The sequence below is a fragment of the Robinsoniella sp. RHS genome, from assembly GCF_001029355.1.
GTDB lineage: Bacteria > Bacillota > Clostridia > Lachnospirales > Lachnospiraceae > Robinsoniella > Robinsoniella peoriensis.
In genome coordinates, this window is the sequence record NZ_JNGB01000023.1 from 174,314 (window position 1) to 192,243 (window position 17,930).

17 protein-coding genes are annotated in these 17,930 nt (G+C 37.9%); 3 read left to right on the forward strand and 14 right to left on the reverse strand.

Annotated features, from left to right (window positions below; translation table 11 throughout):
• Positions 1-170 precede the first annotated feature (170 nt).
• From RHS_RS13130 to RHS_RS13190, 14 genes are all read right to left on the reverse strand, one after another.
• The gene (locus RHS_RS13130) at positions 171-2,231 is read right to left on the reverse strand and encodes an ATP-dependent helicase (protein WP_047833452.1); all 2,061 of its coding nucleotides are present in this window, start codon (positions 2,229-2,231) and stop codon (positions 171-173) included.
• A gap of 9 nt (positions 2,232-2,240) precedes the next feature.
• Positions 2,241-4,907: a DEAD/DEAH box helicase gene (locus RHS_RS13135; RefSeq protein WP_047833453.1), complete on the reverse strand. Its 2,667-nt coding sequence runs from the start codon at positions 4,905-4,907 to the stop codon at positions 2,241-2,243.
• Positions 4,908-5,026: 119 nt separating this feature from the next.
• On the reverse strand, positions 5,027-6,127 hold the full coding sequence (locus tag RHS_RS13140) for an ABC transporter permease (protein ID WP_047833454.1): 1,101 nt from the start codon (positions 6,125-6,127) through the stop codon (positions 5,027-5,029).
• Positions 6,124-6,810, reverse strand: a complete 687-nt coding sequence (locus tag RHS_RS13145) for an ABC transporter ATP-binding protein (protein ID WP_047833455.1) — start codon at positions 6,808-6,810, stop codon at positions 6,124-6,126. The genes RHS_RS13140 and RHS_RS13145 overlap by 4 nt, the downstream gene beginning before the upstream one ends.
• Before the next feature lie 42 nt (positions 6,811-6,852).
• A complete protein-coding gene (locus RHS_RS30975; RefSeq protein WP_083267372.1) occupies positions 6,853-7,047 on the reverse strand; it encodes a DUF6783 domain-containing protein in 195 nt (64 codons plus the stop codon).
• A 1-nt stretch (position 7,048) separates the two neighbouring features.
• Positions 7,049-8,176, reverse strand: coding sequence for an ABC transporter permease (locus RHS_RS13150; protein ID WP_047833456.1), 1,128 nt, complete (start codon positions 8,174-8,176; stop codon positions 7,049-7,051).
• A gap of 80 nt (positions 8,177-8,256) precedes the next feature.
• Entirely contained in the window at positions 8,257-8,433 is a 177-nt protein-coding gene (locus RHS_RS13155; RefSeq protein WP_027292357.1) for a cysteine-rich KTR domain-containing protein, read from the reverse strand.
• Between the two features lie 302 nt (positions 8,434-8,735).
• Entirely contained in the window at positions 8,736-9,416 is a 681-nt protein-coding gene (locus RHS_RS13160) for a hypothetical protein (protein WP_047833457.1), read from the reverse strand.
• Positions 9,409-10,254, reverse strand: a complete 846-nt coding sequence (locus tag RHS_RS13165; RefSeq protein ID WP_044297889.1) for an ATP-binding cassette domain-containing protein — start codon at positions 10,252-10,254, stop codon at positions 9,409-9,411. Before RHS_RS13165 ends, RHS_RS13160 begins: the two co-directional genes overlap by 8 nt.
• On the reverse strand, positions 10,247-10,609 hold the full coding sequence (locus RHS_RS13170) for a GntR family transcriptional regulator (RefSeq protein ID WP_395022313.1): 363 nt from the start codon (positions 10,607-10,609) through the stop codon (positions 10,247-10,249). The genes RHS_RS13165 and RHS_RS13170 overlap by 8 nt, the downstream gene beginning before the upstream one ends.
• A 332-nt stretch (positions 10,610-10,941) precedes the next feature.
• Positions 10,942-11,799 (reverse strand): hypothetical protein, encoded by an 858-nt coding sequence (locus tag RHS_RS13175; protein ID WP_395022315.1) that lies wholly within the window; start codon positions 11,797-11,799, stop codon positions 10,942-10,944.
• A gap of 96 nt (positions 11,800-11,895) precedes the next feature.
• Entirely contained in the window at positions 11,896-12,918 is a 1,023-nt protein-coding gene (locus RHS_RS13180; protein ID WP_027292352.1) for a ParA family protein, read from the reverse strand.
• A gap of 1,018 nt (positions 12,919-13,936) precedes the next feature.
• A complete protein-coding gene (locus RHS_RS13185; RefSeq protein ID WP_027292351.1) occupies positions 13,937-14,350 on the reverse strand; it encodes a GNAT family N-acetyltransferase in 414 nt (137 codons plus the stop codon).
• A gap of 319 nt (positions 14,351-14,669) precedes the next feature.
• Positions 14,670-15,707 (reverse strand): ParB/RepB/Spo0J family partition protein, encoded by a 1,038-nt coding sequence (locus RHS_RS13190; RefSeq protein ID WP_047833459.1) that lies wholly within the window; start codon positions 15,705-15,707, stop codon positions 14,670-14,672.
• A gap of 797 nt (positions 15,708-16,504) precedes the next feature.
• Between RHS_RS13190 and RHS_RS30980 the strand changes: the two genes are divergently transcribed.
• The 3 genes from RHS_RS30980 (at position 16,505) to RHS_RS30985 (ending at position 17,896) form a co-directional block, all read left to right on the forward strand.
• The gene (locus RHS_RS30980; protein WP_395022318.1) at positions 16,505-16,972 is read left to right on the forward strand and encodes a hypothetical protein; all 468 of its coding nucleotides are present in this window, start codon (positions 16,505-16,507) and stop codon (positions 16,970-16,972) included.
• A 397-nt stretch (positions 16,973-17,369) separates the two neighbouring features.
• Positions 17,370-17,723, forward strand: coding sequence for an IS5 family transposase (locus tag RHS_RS13200; RefSeq protein ID WP_047833460.1), 354 nt, complete (start codon positions 17,370-17,372; stop codon positions 17,721-17,723).
• A 29-nt stretch (positions 17,724-17,752) separates the two neighbouring features.
• Positions 17,753-17,896, forward strand: a complete 144-nt coding sequence (locus RHS_RS30985) for a hypothetical protein (protein ID WP_395022321.1) — start codon at positions 17,753-17,755, stop codon at positions 17,894-17,896.
• The last annotated feature ends 34 nt before the right edge of the window (positions 17,897-17,930 follow it).

Below are 17,930 nucleotides of genomic sequence, written 5' to 3' on the forward strand. Positions count from 1 at the left end.
CATAGAATGACTGTAATAGTAAAATTATACATTAAAATTTATTTTCAGACAAGTATATATTTTAATTTCACGGATATCTCATATTACATGAAGCTGACAATCACCGGAAAACCAGAAAAGAAGGCGGATGCCGTCCGCAAAGCTGGGTATCCAATTAAGAAAAAAAATTTTCAAACACGCTCTAACTCACTAAAAGCTTTTATAAATTCTTTCACTCCATAATTTTCAAACTCTGCCACAATCATAAGGTCATCTTCTTTTAATATCTTACCCGTCCCATATTTCTTATGTTTTACCATTCCCTGGGAAACCTGCTCTTCCGGTACCGCATTGGATGACTTTTCCTTTGCCCCCTCATTTTTTGCTTCCTGTATCTGCCTTTTGAGTTCCTGCAGATTCACTTCACTTTTTACACCTGCTTCATCCTCAATCAGATGGGCGGGAATCATATGGATATATCTGCTTTCACCGGGCATCACCCGATAAAAATCCGGATTCGTATAATATGAAATCTCAAGATAATCTTTTGCCCTGGTAATGCCTACAAAAAACAGCCTTCTTTCCTCATCCTCCTCTTCGAAATTCTTTGTCCGTAAAGGAATCAGTCCATAATTCACTCCCGTAATAAAAACATGGGAAAACTCAAGCCCCTTAGAAGCATGCAGTGTCATCAGCTTCACCGAGTCTTCCTCACTGTGAACATCTTTCTGTAATATATTTATCCCATAAAGTGCTGAAGAATTCAGGAAATCCGTCAATCCATCCAAAAACACCATCTGCTTTTCCTTAATATAGGAAAAGATAATCTCTGCCAAATCTATGACCGCCTGCCTGTCTTGTGTATAAGCAGATGAAGTAGGCATAAGATACTCATCCAATGCAAAATACCGGAAAAGTTCTAAGGGATTATGTAATTCGCTGCTCTGTTCCGTAAAAGCCATCATTTTATCATATAATTTTGAAATACCCACATGATTCCCATTCTGGTCTTTTAACAGTTTTACGGCTTCTTTTTTCGTCAGCCGCTCTCCATAATCCCGATGACTTAACACATAGATTCCCGACAAATCGTCATCCGGATTTACACAAAAACGCAGCAGTTTCACCATCCACTTTAGAACCGGAATATCCTGTATCGTCTTTTTCATAGAAACTTCAAATGGGATTCCATTTTCTGCAAATACCTTCTCAAAGACTTCGGACTGATTCTGCAATCGGTAAAATACAGCAATTTCATTAAGCGGCACACCTTCCGACTGAAGCTCCCTTATTTTACCGGACAGATAGCAGGCTTCGTTAAAGGGATTATAATGGTTCTTCAAAATAATTTTATTCCCTGTGTCCCGCATACCCTTTAACGGAGTTCCATTCTGTAAAAAACACTTTGCTACTTCTAAAATAGAACTGCTGGAACGATAATTAATGGGAAGGGATAATTCCTTAGCATGATATTTATCCTTTAAAATATAAAATACATTCCAGGTGCTTCCTCTCCAGCTGTATATAATCTGGTTTGGATCTCCCACAGCAAACAGTCTGGTGTCTCCATTCATAAATCTTTCGATAAAATCCAGCTGCATTTTATCACAGTCCTGCACCTCATCAATAATTATCCATTTGGCTTCCATACTATGATCTTCCAATAATTGATTTGTATTCTGCAAAAGATCCGAAAAAGACATTTTATTTTGATGTACCTTCTCTTCTTTCAACATCTTCACCAGTTTGAAAATATCATCCCGGATGCTGGAATTATTTTCTGTTATCTGCCCCGTCATCGCCTGCTCCAAACGTTTCTTTAAACGATTTTTATATTTAATAACCAGTTTCTCTTTCTCGATCACCTGCATTGCAATGTCCAGTTCTTCTTCTGGTTCTATCACAAGAAAGCCCTTTGTATACCCAATCTTTTCAAGAGGCAGCTTACTTCTTAAAAGATGGAGTGCAACACTGTGAAAGGTCCCGAAAGTCTCCAGCTCATCCATTGGAATTCCCGCATCAGTACCAGTCAGACGTTCTTTTATTTCATTTGCCGCTTTATTGGTAAACGTAAGTACCACCATATTCTGATATGGAACATTTCTCACATTATGCAGGTACATGATCTTAGAAATTAATACCGTCGTTTTACCGCTGCCCACGTTAGCATTTACGATACAGGCATCGCTTTCATCCAGCACTGCTTCCCTCTGGTACTGGTTCAGCCGTTCTAATTCTTTTTCAAACTGCATGGAAACCTCCTATTCCATCAGATTTTCATATCTTCTCTGTAGTTTATCCTTTATTTCACTTCGGTCTCTTCCCTTCTCCATTTGCTTAATCTGCAAACGGATCCCCTGAGGCGCTTCCGTGTAAAAAGATATTATATTTAAAAGGCTCTTTCTATTATTCTCCTCCAGAATCCATTCCTTATAGAAATTGCTGTACGTAAAAAGTATCAGATCCGCTCCATCTGTCTCTACTTCCGGTATCGTATTGAAAAAAGCTGCAAAGGTATCTCCCCGCTCCTTTAAATATTCACAGAACTCCTGCCACTTTTCCGGCAGTTCTTTAAATTGAAACTGTTTTTGCATAAAGGTAGAGGGGGCATATTCTACAAGCTTCACTTCTTTGGGTACCGGCTCTTCCTCCAATAGATTCTGCAATCCCCAGAGAATCATGTTTTTATCTAATTTATAATCCCCGATACACACCGCACATCCTTTTTCACATTTGCATCCATTTACCAGGGTGATTGCATTACGGATAATCTGTTCTGTCAGGTCATAGACCTTCTCCGAATATCCGAGACCACCAATATACTTATCATAGATAAACAGATATACCTCTCCACAGGCAAAATTTTCCCCCATGCCAATTGCATTTCCGGACATGACAACACCGATATCCTCCTGCTCTGTCATCGTAGCCATCATTGCAGCATTCTTAATTGCATAGCACAAGCCTTCAAAGTGATTATTCCTGATTAACTGTCCATTGGGGCTCTCCTGAAGCAGGCGTCTGTATGCCTGTACTACGTTTTCAGGAATCTTAATCCAGGTACTCTCCGTATCGTAATCCTTAGACAACGGCTGTTCCAGCTGCTCATACCCCAGATTCTGATGATTATGGAATTGCAGCTTCTTAAACATATAGACCATCTCATCCACATTTACATCTCCAAATGTAATTGTTACACGTTTATAATCTCTTTCTTTGCTTCCCTGAATGATCCTTATATTGGTGTTACTTCCCGGCATTGTATAATAATTTCCCTGAAAGGTCACCGCATAAGCCGTTTTACATTCCAGATCCAGTTTTAGAACCTGATATTGTACCCCGTCATGCATGTACACTGCACCCTTATGAATTTCCCGGAACGCCTGCAGCTCGTCCATTTCCGTAATTTCCTTCTGATTGTCCTGATTCATCAGTTTATACCTGGATTTGTCAATATTTCTCAAACTGAAATCTCCTGCCGGAAAGGCATTACCTGTCCAGGCAAATTTCCCGCCCTGGCTTGCCAGTTCCTTTGCCCGGATCAATACAGGAATTGTCTCGCCCAGATCCGGAAACAATGAAATATCATCCAGTGTCAGCGGAATCTCTGCTGCCGCCGCACGGATATGAGATAGCTCTATAAGCAGATTATTCTTATCAATAACCGCATTCTCACTGCCGGATTCAAACAGCCACTCCGGATTAATGGCTATATACTGGTCAAAAGGAAGATTATCCAGAATCAGATAATTGGTGCAGCGATTGCTGCTTCTTCCAGCCCTTCCCGTTTGCTGCCAGAAGGAAGCCCTCGTGCCCGGATAACCGGAGAGCACTGCTGTTTCAATTTTTCCAATGTCAATACCGAGTTCCAGCGCATTAGTAGAAACTAACCCGCACAAAGCTCCCGAGATCATCTTACTCTCAATTTCTTTTCGCTCCAGCGGTGTGTATCCGCCCCGATATCCGGAAATCTTGTCTGTAAGCGATACTCCGAAGAAACTTTCTGCTTCCAGCTTATCCCTTGCTTCCTTTAAAATAATCTCTACATTCTTTCTGGATCTGGCAAATGCAATAAAGCTGTGGCCGTTCTCCACTAATTCCGGAAGAAGTTCTGCTGCCACAGCTGTGGACTGTACCTGTCCATAATATTGCTTATCTTTTCCCATAATCCTGGGTGGCTGAATCAATTTATAATTTCTCTCAGACGCCCCCGAACCATCCCGTTCAATCCGCACAAATTTCTGCCCGCAAATACCTTCAGCCAGCTCCACCGGATTGGCAATGGTTGCAGAACTGCAAAGATACTGGGGTGAAGAATGGTAATACCTGCATACTCTTCCCAGTCGGCGAAAAACATTAGCCAGATGGGAACCAAAAGCCCCCCGGTATGTGTGAAGCTCATCAATCACTACATATTTCAAATTTGAAAAAATAAAATCAAAGCCGAATTTACTGTGATTTGGCAGAAAAGCACTGTTTATCATTTCCGGATTAGTCAAAATAATATTAGCGCTTTTCCGGATTCTGCTTCTTTCATTTACCGGTGTATCTCCATCATATACCCCTGCCGCTATTCTGTTCTCACCGAAATACTCCAGAAATGGCTTGATTGCCCTGAACTGATCACTTGCCAAAGCTTTAGTCGGATATATAAAAATAGCTCTTGTCAACGGATCTGCCAATATTTCCTGGATAACAGGGAGCAGGAAACTCAATGTTTTACCGCTGGCCGTAGAAGTTGTGATTACAATATTCTTTTGCTTTGCAGCCTCCAGAAACATTTCAGCCTGATGGCAGTAAAGTTTTGTAATTCCCCTGCATGACAGATACTCACATATTTCCTTTGATAAACCATCCGGGAAATCAGCATAAACGGCTGCCCTTTTGGGAATCGTTTTATTGTAAATAATATAATCCTGTATATTCACGAAAATGCTCCTATTCTATTCAAACATTATTGTTTTTATTATAGCGCATAAGACTGTGAATTACATCTGTTTTTTCATGTTTCATGCCGTGATGTCATTCTGGCTGCTTTCCTGCCGTTTTAAAAATTACGAGTTCTTTTCAAACTAGGCATTATACTGAAGACAGATACAAATACGGGTATTGCACCTGCTGCTATCAGTCCTCTTAAATTCATCACTTCCAGAATTTTACCATGAGGCTGCATAAATAAAAGATTTACCACTCCTACAACCGCGGTTGTAAATAAAATCCCCGATAGAAAACCGCATACACATACCAGAAAATTTTCCATCCAAAGCTTGCGTGATAACTGTCCGCTGGTATAGCCAATAGAATGTAAAATCATCATTTCATTTTTCCGATTTGCAAACAGAATGGCATTTAAGTTTCCCAATGCAATACACAGTACCAGAACCATTGCCGCCGTCAGGACATAGGTCAGGGACTGCATCGAAAGGAGTGTGGCACCGTATTCCTGTTCGTAATATGAGCGTGTTCTGGTTACCACATTTGAGGGCAGATCTTTAAGCAGCAACGCCTGATTATCTACGCTGAGAGGCTGGCTTCGATACATCACACTTCTGCTTATAATCTGTTCTTTTGTTTCCTCCCCCGGCTGGCAGGTAACTGCGAAAAATACGTCTCCCTCTGTTAATCCGCAGATTCTGTATTTACCATACAGCATATATTCATCAGACACTTCCGTACCCACAAAATCACCTACCTCCAGGTTATTCTGCAGCGCATACTCCCCCGGCACAAGAAGCTCTGATTGGTTATTCCCCGGAAGCCTGCCGCTGACAAGCTGCACACCGCAATTTTCCAACACTGAAGATACATCATCCCTGAACAAATTAAATGTCAGCATCGTCGTACCGCCCATTCCTCCCCGGTAATAAGAAAATCCGGGCAGATCCATCTGTACCGGAATTGGATCTGCTTCCTTCATGCTGTTCAGCTGTTCATGGAAATTCAAAGGCAGAGGACTGTCATCGTCAGTATATACAATATTGTATTTATCCATCACATCTGTTGACGCCACACTCATCATCTTCTCTGTTGTTGCACTAAAAAGAGAATAGAAGTAGATCATAAACACCCCAACCAGCAGTGAAAGGTAAATAGGCAGGACTTTTTTAAAATTATTTTTGAGATATAAAAAAGCATTCAGCGGTTTCATCGTCTTTCCTCCTGATCGGGTGAATACATCTGCGTTATGACTCCATCTTCTATCTGAATCATCGTATCTGCATTTTTAAGGATACTCCTGTCATGGGTTACGATAACCACCATCGTATTTTGTGTATATTCCGTAAGCAAATCAACCACTTCCATGGCGCTTTCATGATCCAGTGCGGCAGTTGGCTCATCCCCGAATATCACCTTGGGATCGTTCATCAGTGCACGGGCAATAGCTGCCCTCTGCCGCTGTCCTCCGGATAACTGGTAGGGATATTTGCCGGCTTGCTTTGCAATGCCCAGACTCCCCAGCAGCCCCATAGCCTTCTTTCTTGTCTGCCTAGTATTAAGATTTAATGGAACCAGGGCATTTTCCAACACAGTCATATAATTAATCAGAAAATGCTGCTGGAATATAAATCCAAAATCCTGCCGGCGCAAATTGGCTAAAGCTGTGTTATCCATTGCTGTCATGTCATTTCCATCATATACAATCTGACCGGAAGTAGGAATTTTCAATCCTGCCATGGCATATAAAAGGGAACTTTTGCCGCTGCCCGAGGGTCCCATGATTCCAATCATACCACTATCCTTCAGAGACAGATTCACATTACTTAAAGCTGCTGTTTTTGCTTCTTTGTCCATATCATAGATCAGACTAACATTATTTAATTTGTAATTCATTATGATTTCTCCTCGTATAGAGGATCGCAATTACGATCCTGTTTATATAAAATAATTGTTTTTACCACCGTTTGCTCTAAAGCGTGTTTTAAAATAGCTTTCTGGCAGCTGTGCGTCCCACTTTGTGGGAGATTTGACCCGGATGAAGGACGCGTAGCGGGCTACGTAACCTGAATTCGGAGCAAATATGCCGCGAAGTGGGGCATGCAGATGGCAGGAATGAAATTTCAAACACACTCTAGTTTTGTTCCACTATAGAAACGGCATCTACGCTTCGAATCAAGCGTCTGACAGGAATCAGTACAAAGACACCAGTAAAGAGCGGCGCCAATACTGACATGATAGCTGCTTTCCCATAAAACACAATTCCCGTCCCGCCGATGTCATCAAAGAGTCTGGGAATAATTGCTGAGGTCAGTAATATTGCAATCAGTAATCCGATGATTAATGCGATTAAATTTGTTACTATCACTTCCCGAAATGTACGGGCTGTCAACTGCCTGCGGGTATAACCCAATGCTCCCAGTACTCCAATCTCACTTTTCCGGGAAAAATGCTGTGCATAATTGGAACACACAAGACAGATCACCATTGCTAAAATTGCAAGAATTACCATCATATCCAATATCTGAAATGTCTGTTGATTTTTCGCATAAGTTCTGTTGTACAACTCCAGCGTCCAAACAAGTAATCCCTGGCTGTTCAAAGCAGCTACCTCTTTTTCTGCTCCTTCAAATCTCCCGGTTCGGGGAAATACTACAATTCCGCTATCCCCATACTTAATGGATTTATCACCTGAAGTGGGGGAACCTATCAGGGAAATATGACTGTCACTTTCCAGTATGCCAACTACTCTATAATCCCCGGTGAGTGATTGTGTCTTATCATGCTTACTCCCCACCTGACTTCCTATCTGCAGTTTGTTATTCAGTGCTACATTTTTATCAATAGCTAACTCGTTTGTACCTTCTTCCGGCAGTCTGCCGCTGCTTAATTTCATTTGAAATCTGTCTAATAACAATTTCTGGTCTTCTGCCGAGCAACCGAATGCAGCTGTGTGAGTAGTGGAACCAGGTACCGAAAAAGTTATCTTTTCAATTGCAATGGGCACGGTAACATCAATGCTGTCACTGCTTTCCAATTCCTCTATGGTTTCCCGGGGAATTTCCGGAACCGCAGACGTAGATACTACAACCATGCCATAATGAAAACGGTTCGCATCCAATGGATAAATAGAGCCCGCAATGGAAGCCACAAAACATTCCATAAGATATACCAGGCAGATGGCAACAACAATTATAATAACGTTAGATAACAGTTTACGCTTATTGTGGCGAAAAAAATTAATGGTTGATAATGGGTTCATAAATTACCTCGATTCTATTTTTTTATAAAACAACGCAAACAGAGCCAATAACTGCGATTCATCTCATTTTGATTCGCAAGTTATCGGCTCTGCATCTGTGCGTCTGGCTCTGTGATAACGGATATATTCAATTGTTGGACATTTATCAGGTGTTCCTGTCTACACTTAGGACAGTATAGCGGAAAATTCAAAAGAACAGTATCTGCCCGAACCCGTGTGCGGGTTTTGTTATGGCAGGCTGGACAGATAATCCACATCTCTTCCTGTTTTTTTAGTTCTTGGTTTAGTTCTTGGTTTAGTTCTTGGTTTAGTTCTTGGTTTAGTTCCTGGTTTAGTTCTTGTTTTAATTTCTGGTTTAATTCCTGTTTTAATTCTTGGTTTAGTTCCTGGTTTAATTCTTGGTTTAGTTCCTGGTTTAGTTCCTGGTTTAATTCTTTGTTTAGTTCCTGGTTTAATTCCTGGTTTAATTCCTGGTTTAATTCTTGCTTTAATTGCTGCTTTAATTGCTGTTTAAATTGTTGCTTTATTTGTTGATTGAATTGTTGATTTACTTCATTAATCAAATTCGTTTCCTCCTTAGAACATATAAATCTACTGCATAACACAGAGCAGTTAATACAAGACAACATCCGATCTGGATAAACACATTAGGATGAAATATAATTAGCCTGAAAAAACCTTCCAGGACATTTCGAAGTACAGGCACCGGAATAAATATACTAAGGACTACAACAAGCAAAACATCTGCCAGCCAGCCCAGCCAAGAACTTTGCATTTCTGTCATCATATGTACAAACACAGACGTTAACAATAGAAAACAAAATTGTTGAATAAAACAGATTACTATGCCATGACTCAGCCAACCAAATATTTCAGCCAGACTCTGAATGTTAACCAAAGAATCAAACAGCGCTTTGCTGCAAAAAAACAGTATCATATTACCCAGTGACGCTGCCGCAGCAATTATAATATAGTTGGCAAGGCATCCCCAATAATAATCCTGCTTCTTACCATTCAGATGCATAATTCTCTTAAAGTTTCTCCCTGCAATAAAAATCGGTGCTAATACAGCAAAAACATACAGATAGTTACCTATTTCAACATAGATATTTCCGGTAATACCTGTTGATGCACCAATCAGATTCCATACGCCAGCCAGCAGGAACACGGCAGTGATTATATAGGCCGGCAGTAAAAACCGAAAATTTATCTTTGCTATAACCAATGCTTTTTTATTCATCTGCATTTCCTCCAACCATATTCACAAAGAACTCCTGCAAGCCAACAGATTGTACCGAAACTCCTGCCGGAATCTTCCCCCTCTCATCATAAATAAAAGCAGAAGTATGGCTCCCCAATATTTTCTTACTGATTACGTTCAGATTTCCCACTATAGAAACCACATCGGCAGTACGGCCTGTGATCACATAAGCCTTTTCATCAATATCATTAATATCCGCCTCGAAAATAAGTCTGCCTTTATCCAGAATCATGACCCGCTGTGCACTTTTCGCTATTTCATCAATCATATGAGTAGAGACAATGATTAGTTTCGGATGTTTTTCAAAACTATCATTCAGCATTTCGTAGAACTCTTTACGCATAACAGCATCAAATCCTAAAAGTGGCTCATCTAAAATAACAACATTTGCATTGCTTGCAAGCCCCATCAGTGTGGTCAACATGGTCTGCATCCCAAAAGACAGCTGCTTATATTTCTTATGTAAATCAAGCTGAAATCTATTTGCCATGCTTTTGGCAAAGTCGTAATCAAAATCATCATTGAGATTACCTGCCATTTTTAACAGCATTCCCACCGTTGTATTAAACTGTGTCATCTTGTTTTCGATAAAGTTGACATTTTCCGGCATCACAGACGTTTTTACCTGCCTGCCGCAGACTTCAATCTGACCGGAAGAAGCATTAATATGTCCGGCTATCATTTTGAGCAGCGTCGTTTTGCCTGCTCCGTTCCGGCCCAGGAGACAATATATCTTATTTTCTTTTAATTCAGCCGTAATATGGTCAATTGCTATTGTTCCGCCATAATGCTTTGAAGTATCGTTTAAGCTAATCATTATGTTCCTTCTCCTTCCGAATCGTTTGAATTAACTCTGCTTCAGATATTCCCAGTTTATCTGCTTCTGTAAGCAGTTCTGGAACAGCTTCTTCAAAAAAAATCTTTTTCCGGCGGTTTAGTATTTTATCCCTTGCACCGTCAGTGACACACATTCCAATTCCCCTTTTTTTATATAGAATTCCTTCCTCTGTCAAATTACTTACAGCCTTTACAGATGTGGTAGGATTCACAGACAAGAGTTTTGAAATTTGAGTTGTTGAAATAATAATATCATCAACTTGATAAGTCCCGGAAATAATGTCATCCTCAATCATTTCCATAATTTGTTGAAAAATAGGTCTGTCATTATTCAACTAATTCTTCCCTCCATTTCTTAAGGGTATTGGGTTAGTGATGCAACCCACTAACCAGAATTTAGCACATAAATACTTGATTGTCAACAATGATTTTATTCGGGTTTTAAAATTATAAGATCATAACGCAAGCTAATATAAGATTTTTCCAATTAAAATTAGAAAAGGATATGGATGAAAAATAATAAAAAGGAACTAGCAAAAGAAAAGAGACAGAAAAATAAACAGCTAAATTTGTATCTGATTTTAAACTTAATTATGTTAAATAAAAATAGAGTTGCCACATTATTTTTGTGACAACTCTGCTATTGTATTGTAATAAATTTTTTCGTTTAAGTAACTGGATTAGGATTATTTTTCAGATATTCTGACAAAACTCTTTTTATTTCTTCTTCCCTGCCAGCTGGAACTGTTATATTAATCCTTCTCATAATAATTGGATCATCCAGCGCCTCTGCAATATCTTCTTTTTTTCTCATGCTCTTTTTCAATGACATAATCTTATTATCAGTAAGACGATTATTGTATTTTTCGTAGATCCACTCCTGCATCATTTCATCAAATAGAGCCAGCTTTAATGCAGCTTTTCTTTGAATTTTTTTATCAAAATACATTTCCTGAAACTGGGGAATTAGCTTTTCTCCGATAGTTTTCCATTCATAAACCGCTGATTTTTGAATGCCCATTGACTTTGATAATTCTTCAATCGTTTCTCCTGCCTTATTCTTCAGTTCTTTTGCTCTTTGAATACGGCGTTTAACCATATCGACTGTCATCTTTGTATTTTCAGGACGCTGCAAATAATTTGTATCTTCTATAATATCCCTGGCTTTTTCATCTGTTAATTCATTTTCCTGATATACTATGGATGGAAGATATAAGAATCTTTGCTTTTCTTCCTCTGGCTGATCTTTATATTTTTCATATAAATCCTTGTTACTATCTCGTCGATTATGTCCAGCCAACAACATATATCTGCCATTTTCTCTCTGCCATAAAATCAACGCATTTAGTGTACCATGTTGTTCAACTGACATCATAAGCTGCGCATAGGTTGCACGATCACTATCCTTAAGCCTCGGATATCTGTTCCAATCAGCAGGAGCATCATCCATTAACTCCCAGCTAATATATTCTAATATTTTACCGGTACTCTCTACCAACTGTTTATATTTTGTATCTTCCTGCATCTGCTCCGCCTTCTGCATATCCTCTTTTGCAGTACCGGCAAGTGCTTTCATAAAATCTGTAGAACTGAATCCTGTCTTTTTGCCTTTAGCTGCCATTTAATTCCCACCCTTCATTTTCTCTTTAATTCGACCTAAAATTTCATCTGTTAAACTTCTAATCTGTTTTGAGAATCTGGAGTTCCTTGTTTCCCCATACGCACCTGCCGGCATAAGCACACGCTGCGACTTTTCAACTGCGGCATCATTAGAAATAAATGTTTCAAATGCCGGCCAGCTAAAAAATGAATTTGCATCATCAATCGCATTTTTAACTTCATTTTTTCTTAAATTAACTTTATTGAAAACCAGTCCTAAACAATCCAGTTTTTCATTAGTCTTTTTTACTATTTCGATCATCTCGGTGATTGGTACTAAAGCCTTAGTAGAGTAGAGTGCACACTCAGCAACTACAATTACGTAATTAGCTCCATTTAAAAACGATTTATTAACAAGTCCCATCGTCTTGTCCACATCTACAATAACAAAATCATAATAATTTTCATCTTTAAGCTGTACTAATGTATCTTTAAACATAGAACTTACATGTTTTTCCTGCATAGTAGCAACCGTACGTTCCAATTCTTCCATAACACCAGATGCTGGTACCAGATCCAAATTCAAATAATCAGTTTCTACCGTAAAGTCTTCAAGGGATCTATGCAATATCATTGCATCATATATATTTTTATCTCTGAATTCCGTATATCTACACTGTAATGTACTGGACATATCAGCCTGGCTATCCCCATCAACTGCAAGAACATTATAACCTCTGCTTGCCAATTCATATGCAACATTTTCTGCCAAAGTTGATTTTCCCGTACCTCCTTTTCTGGCACCAAAAACAAGTACCTGAGGTTCATCAAAACGCAGCATTTTTTTCTTTTTTGCCTTCTTAGTTTCATCCAGCAGCCATTCAGCTTTTTCTTCATCCAACATAATTTTTTCTGCCATAATATCAGAAAGAAGTCTTTGCTTAATACCGGTTGCTCTTGCCCATTCTTTCATATCCCAATCGCGTTGATTTAACAATCTTGTAATCTCGCTCATTATTTTTTCTCTTCTATCCAGCCTGTTCATAATATACCTCCGTCCAATGATGTTCCTACATTATAATACATCATTCTTTTTAACAATTCAAGTTAATATGTGTTTTTCTTCGCACAAACAATAAATTAGTTTGCGCAGTAATTTCCGCGGGGCGGAAAAATTGTTTTTTATGCTATTGGTTAGGGTTGTGAAAAGAAAAGGTTTGTTTGGAACGATAGATGGTTTTAATAATAGATTGACGTTATAAATATATTTAAGTGTGAGGGGGGGGGTAGCATTGTATTTTCTCTTTATTTTATAGAAAAGTTATAAGTATAATTAACTTTTTATAATGTCTGGACTTAAGTGTAATTGTATATATGTGATTATTAGGGTAAGAATAATACTTGTAAGATTTAAAAATGAATATTTAAAGATATATTTTTTCACGATAAAAAGAATAGTAAAAATATATATTGACCAACTATAAGAATACTTTTTAGTATCCAAACAGAATACTAAAGCAGTAGTATATACTGTATGGCTTTTAATGATTAATCCATGTTGTTTTAATGTCATAAGACAACATCTATAATTCTAAAGAGATTTATAGATTTATAAGTAACAAAAATAATATAATTATTAGAGAACATTTTAGTAAGTAATTTTCAAAATTTTTATTACATAATGCTGATTAAAAAATTTGAGTATATAATATCTAAATATTTATATATAACTTAAAATTCCGCCCCGCGGAAATTTAAACACAAAATAATATCTCGACTCAATTAATATAGATATTTAATTATCCTTTAGATTTACATGTTATGTTATGATATCATATTGTAATATATAAAATATTTCTTTCTACATATTATATATATTACTGTATAACAACTAGTTTTCAAACGGACAGTAGTATATGTACAAATATTTTTTGTAATTCCCTTACACGACCTATAAATAACATATACCGGCCCCCCCTAACAAGAAAACAGTAAAATCACTAAAATTGCCCTGGATAATTACTCCATTGTCTTTGAACCTTTTAACAACGCTAATATTACACCTATAAATCTTTCGTTAGATAATAGCGTTTTCCTGATATAGGATATTCTTCTAAAGTAAACGCTTCACTATAACCATATCTTTTATAAAACTCTGGTGCCTGAAAACTAAATGTATCTAAAAATACATACTTACAGCCCCTTTCCTTCGCAGTCTGCTCAGCTTGCTGTAATATACGGCTTCCAATACTTTGTTTCCTAAACGCTTTCTTTACCCATAAATATTTTACAAATAACCAATTACCATGAGTATTTCCTATCAAACCTCCAACTTTTTCTCCCGTTTCATCTTCTATATAAATTCCCAGGTCCTTTAAATTTTTATCTTCAATCCTGGTTAAATTATATTCCAATAATCCTTGAAAGATAAGTTCTTCATCTTGTTTTTCTATTTTATCAGTAATTAAGAATTTCATATTACATACACTCCTTGTTTATAAACAGCAGTAGCATTTATTATGAGATTTGTCCCCATCAGGTCACGTATCAGACTACATAACATGCATTTGGAGCAAAATATACCACAAAGTAGGACGTCTAGATGGCGTGAATGAATTATCAAACACGTTCAAATAGTCCATACAGTTTGATAATTACTTTTATCATGAATCTCATAACATTTTGTGATATGGATGATACAAATTAGGGAGGCATAGTAGGCTTAGCAGCCTAAATTTGGCCCGTTGTTGTAGCATTATTATTAATAAAAGCGGTAGTAGCTCAAAAATTTAATATCTAAAAATCATCATATTTTAGATATTTCAGCTTTGTTTGAATGCTTCTCTGTAATTCCTCCAGTTTTTTAATTACAACTGGTATTTCAGATGTTTTATAGATCGCGTCACCTTCCAAAACTTCGCATAATTCTTTTGCATTTTTTAAAATTGCCTTTGTGCCATTTCTTCTCCTCACACGCTGCGTTTTTTTTTCTAATTCCTCTTTTCTTTTTTTCTCTTTTTCAGGATATAGTGCAATATCATTTCTATCAAACTGATATCCCCGTTCTTCTCTGACATATTTTAGCTCTGAAATTTCTTTTTCCAGCCAAGTTCTCGTCACTCCGTCTTTATTATATAATTTTAATCTGCCATTAATTCGCCTGTAAAGCATTTCTTGAGCATACTTTGTCATGGTAGAAGCAGCCGATAAAGTAGACCATGATATCCCATTATCAGCTAGTTTCTGTAACTCCGGAATCAAATTTAGCAATGCTTTATATTTTGATACCTGTGAAGTTGAAATCTCTAAATCTTGAGCAACTAATTGAATAATCGATTTTTCGTATTCACTTCCAGCTTCTTTCTTAGCTCTCTGTTCTTCTTCATGTGCATCATACAAAAACTGTGTTTCTTTTGCAATAATCATTGGTGTCCTATTTCTTGAATGTAAATTTGCACGTCCCAGTCTTAAGGCCCTTTCCCATTCAGCAACTGGGGGATCTGTGATAAAAACTGGATATTCTTTTATGCCAGCCTTTCTACCAGCGTACCTTCTCCTATGTCCCGATTCTATTCTATACTTTCCCTGATATGGATAAGCCAATATAACTCCCTGGAACCCATATTGTTTCATATCTTCAGCCAATTCATTGACTTCCAATTCGCCATATACTTCAGTATTTATAGGATCATCTACCAACATGTCATCCGGTAAATACTTAAGCTTACTGGCGAGCGACTGATCTAGATCCTGTACATTCATTTCTTCCGTAATCTGTTTCAAATCTTCTTGTTCTGATTCAGTAACAGTCGCTTTTACAATATCTGCCGTCATATTTTCTTAGCTCCTTTGTATTATATAATCTATACTTCATATTTTATTATCCATTTAATAGTCTATAGAGCTTATACATCAAATAGATATAACTTATTATTCAAAAACTTTTCAACTACTAACTTTATACTATCTATAGGGTTCGTTGATTCTACAAAAATAGACAATTAAATCTACTTGTAAGTTAATAAACTACTTATAAAATGAAAAACCTCACGGTGATGTTTTTCATTTTAAGATAATTATTACATATTAGTAACTATTATTCAAGATATATTTTTATTATTAGACACTCTTATAATATCATATTATGATTATAACGTGTCTTAACTAGTCTCAGCTTCTTATAATTGTCGTTTATTGTCGTATTTACTTTTTTTAATAATTTTGATCTTAATGATAGCTTTATTAAATAGGATGCCTCCTTTATTCATTACAATAAAGTAAACAGGAATCGATTTCCGCCCCGCGGAAAATAACGTGTTAACAATTATTATATACGGTATGGCGTTTTACAATATTAAGATAATTGTACCTAGCGCGAATTCTTTAAAATATGATATCATTGCCTTTCCTTTATTGGTATAATTAAAAAAAGGGGACTCATATTTCTTGCTTATGCCGGAGACAACGGATATGGACTCGTGGATTATAAACTGTACCTCCCTAAGGAATGGTTCAGTGATGATTTTCCACACTGCGTGAAGCTTGCCATATCCCTGGGGAGTTGGCCTTCTCCACAAAAAACGCGCTCGCTCTGGAGCTGCTCAACCGCGCACTGGGGAGCGGCCTGTTTCATGCACAGTGGATTGGCTGTGATGCGGCATATGGGAATGACCATGACTTTTATGGACAGCCTAAAGCTACCGGAAGGGGTATGGTATTTCGCAGCAACTAACGCAAAGGAACAGTTATTTCAGGAGTATCCGCAAATAACATTTCCAGATACGAAAAAGGGCTGTCCCAGGAAACTTCCGGTGCTTTCACAACAAACGGTAAATGTGCAGACAGTGGCCACAGATCCGGCAATCCCATGGAGAAAGGTTATATTGTCAGAAGGGGGGAGATGCCCCATCATCACAGAAAGAAAGTTTATCCGGTGCTACTCGTGCCGTAAGGCTGGAAACCGCAGTTATGTCAAGCCCGGCTATGTAATATGGCTGTATCTAAGGAGATATGCAGACGGCGAAATTAAATATTTTGTATCGATTGCCCCAGAAAGTCTACCCCCTGAGGAACTGGATCGTGCTGCCACCTTAAGATGACCAATCGAGCAGTGTTTTGAGGAATGTAAAAGCAACTTAGGAATGAGCCATTATGAATGCCACAGTTATCAGGGCTGGAACCGACACATGTTATTTGTGATGATGGCTCATTTGTTTACCACAAGGATACGGGAAATTTTAAAAAAAAGCAATTTCATTAACACTAGCGATAGTAGTAAAACTAATGCATGGGATTATGAATCCTGCAGTTACCAATATGAGAATCATTGTATGTTACCACATACGTAGGAATCACTGTGCATATTTATCGCATCGAAAAACAACACTTTTGAAATGTTCGCTGTAGTACTAGAGCGTGTTTAAAATTAAAAGTTGCACAAAACAAATGTTTTGCATCCCCGTTTTATGGTAAAATAAAGAAAAAGGGGTGTTTTATATGTTGAAACGATATGAATTAACAGATGATGAATGGAATCATATAGTAACTTTACTTCCTCCTGAAAACACAGGAAAAACAGGTCGTCCCTCAAAAGAAAACCGTACCATGCTTAATTCAATGATTTGGCTGGCGCGAAGCGGAGCCCCATGGCGTGATCTTCCTGAGCGTTATGGGCCATGGGAAAGTGTATACAGCCGTTTTCGTAAGTGGATTGATGCTGGCGTACTGGATAATATTTTTCGCGTTCTAAGCCTTGAAGCCGCATTGGAAGAACTTTCGTTAGATGCATCTATCGTTCAGGCGCACCAACATAGTGCAGGTGCAAAAAAAGGGGGCCTTCTAGCGAAATAGGACACAGCCGGGGCGGAGCCAGTACAAAAATACACGCCATTGTGGATGCTTATGGAAATCCAGTGTATTTCATGATCAGTGAAGGACAACGCAACGATATTAATTTCGCGATTCCCTTATTGAAACATGTAAATTTAAAAGGAAGTAACATACTTGCTGATCGTAGGATATGACAGTGATAAACTGATTGACTATATCTATGAGCAA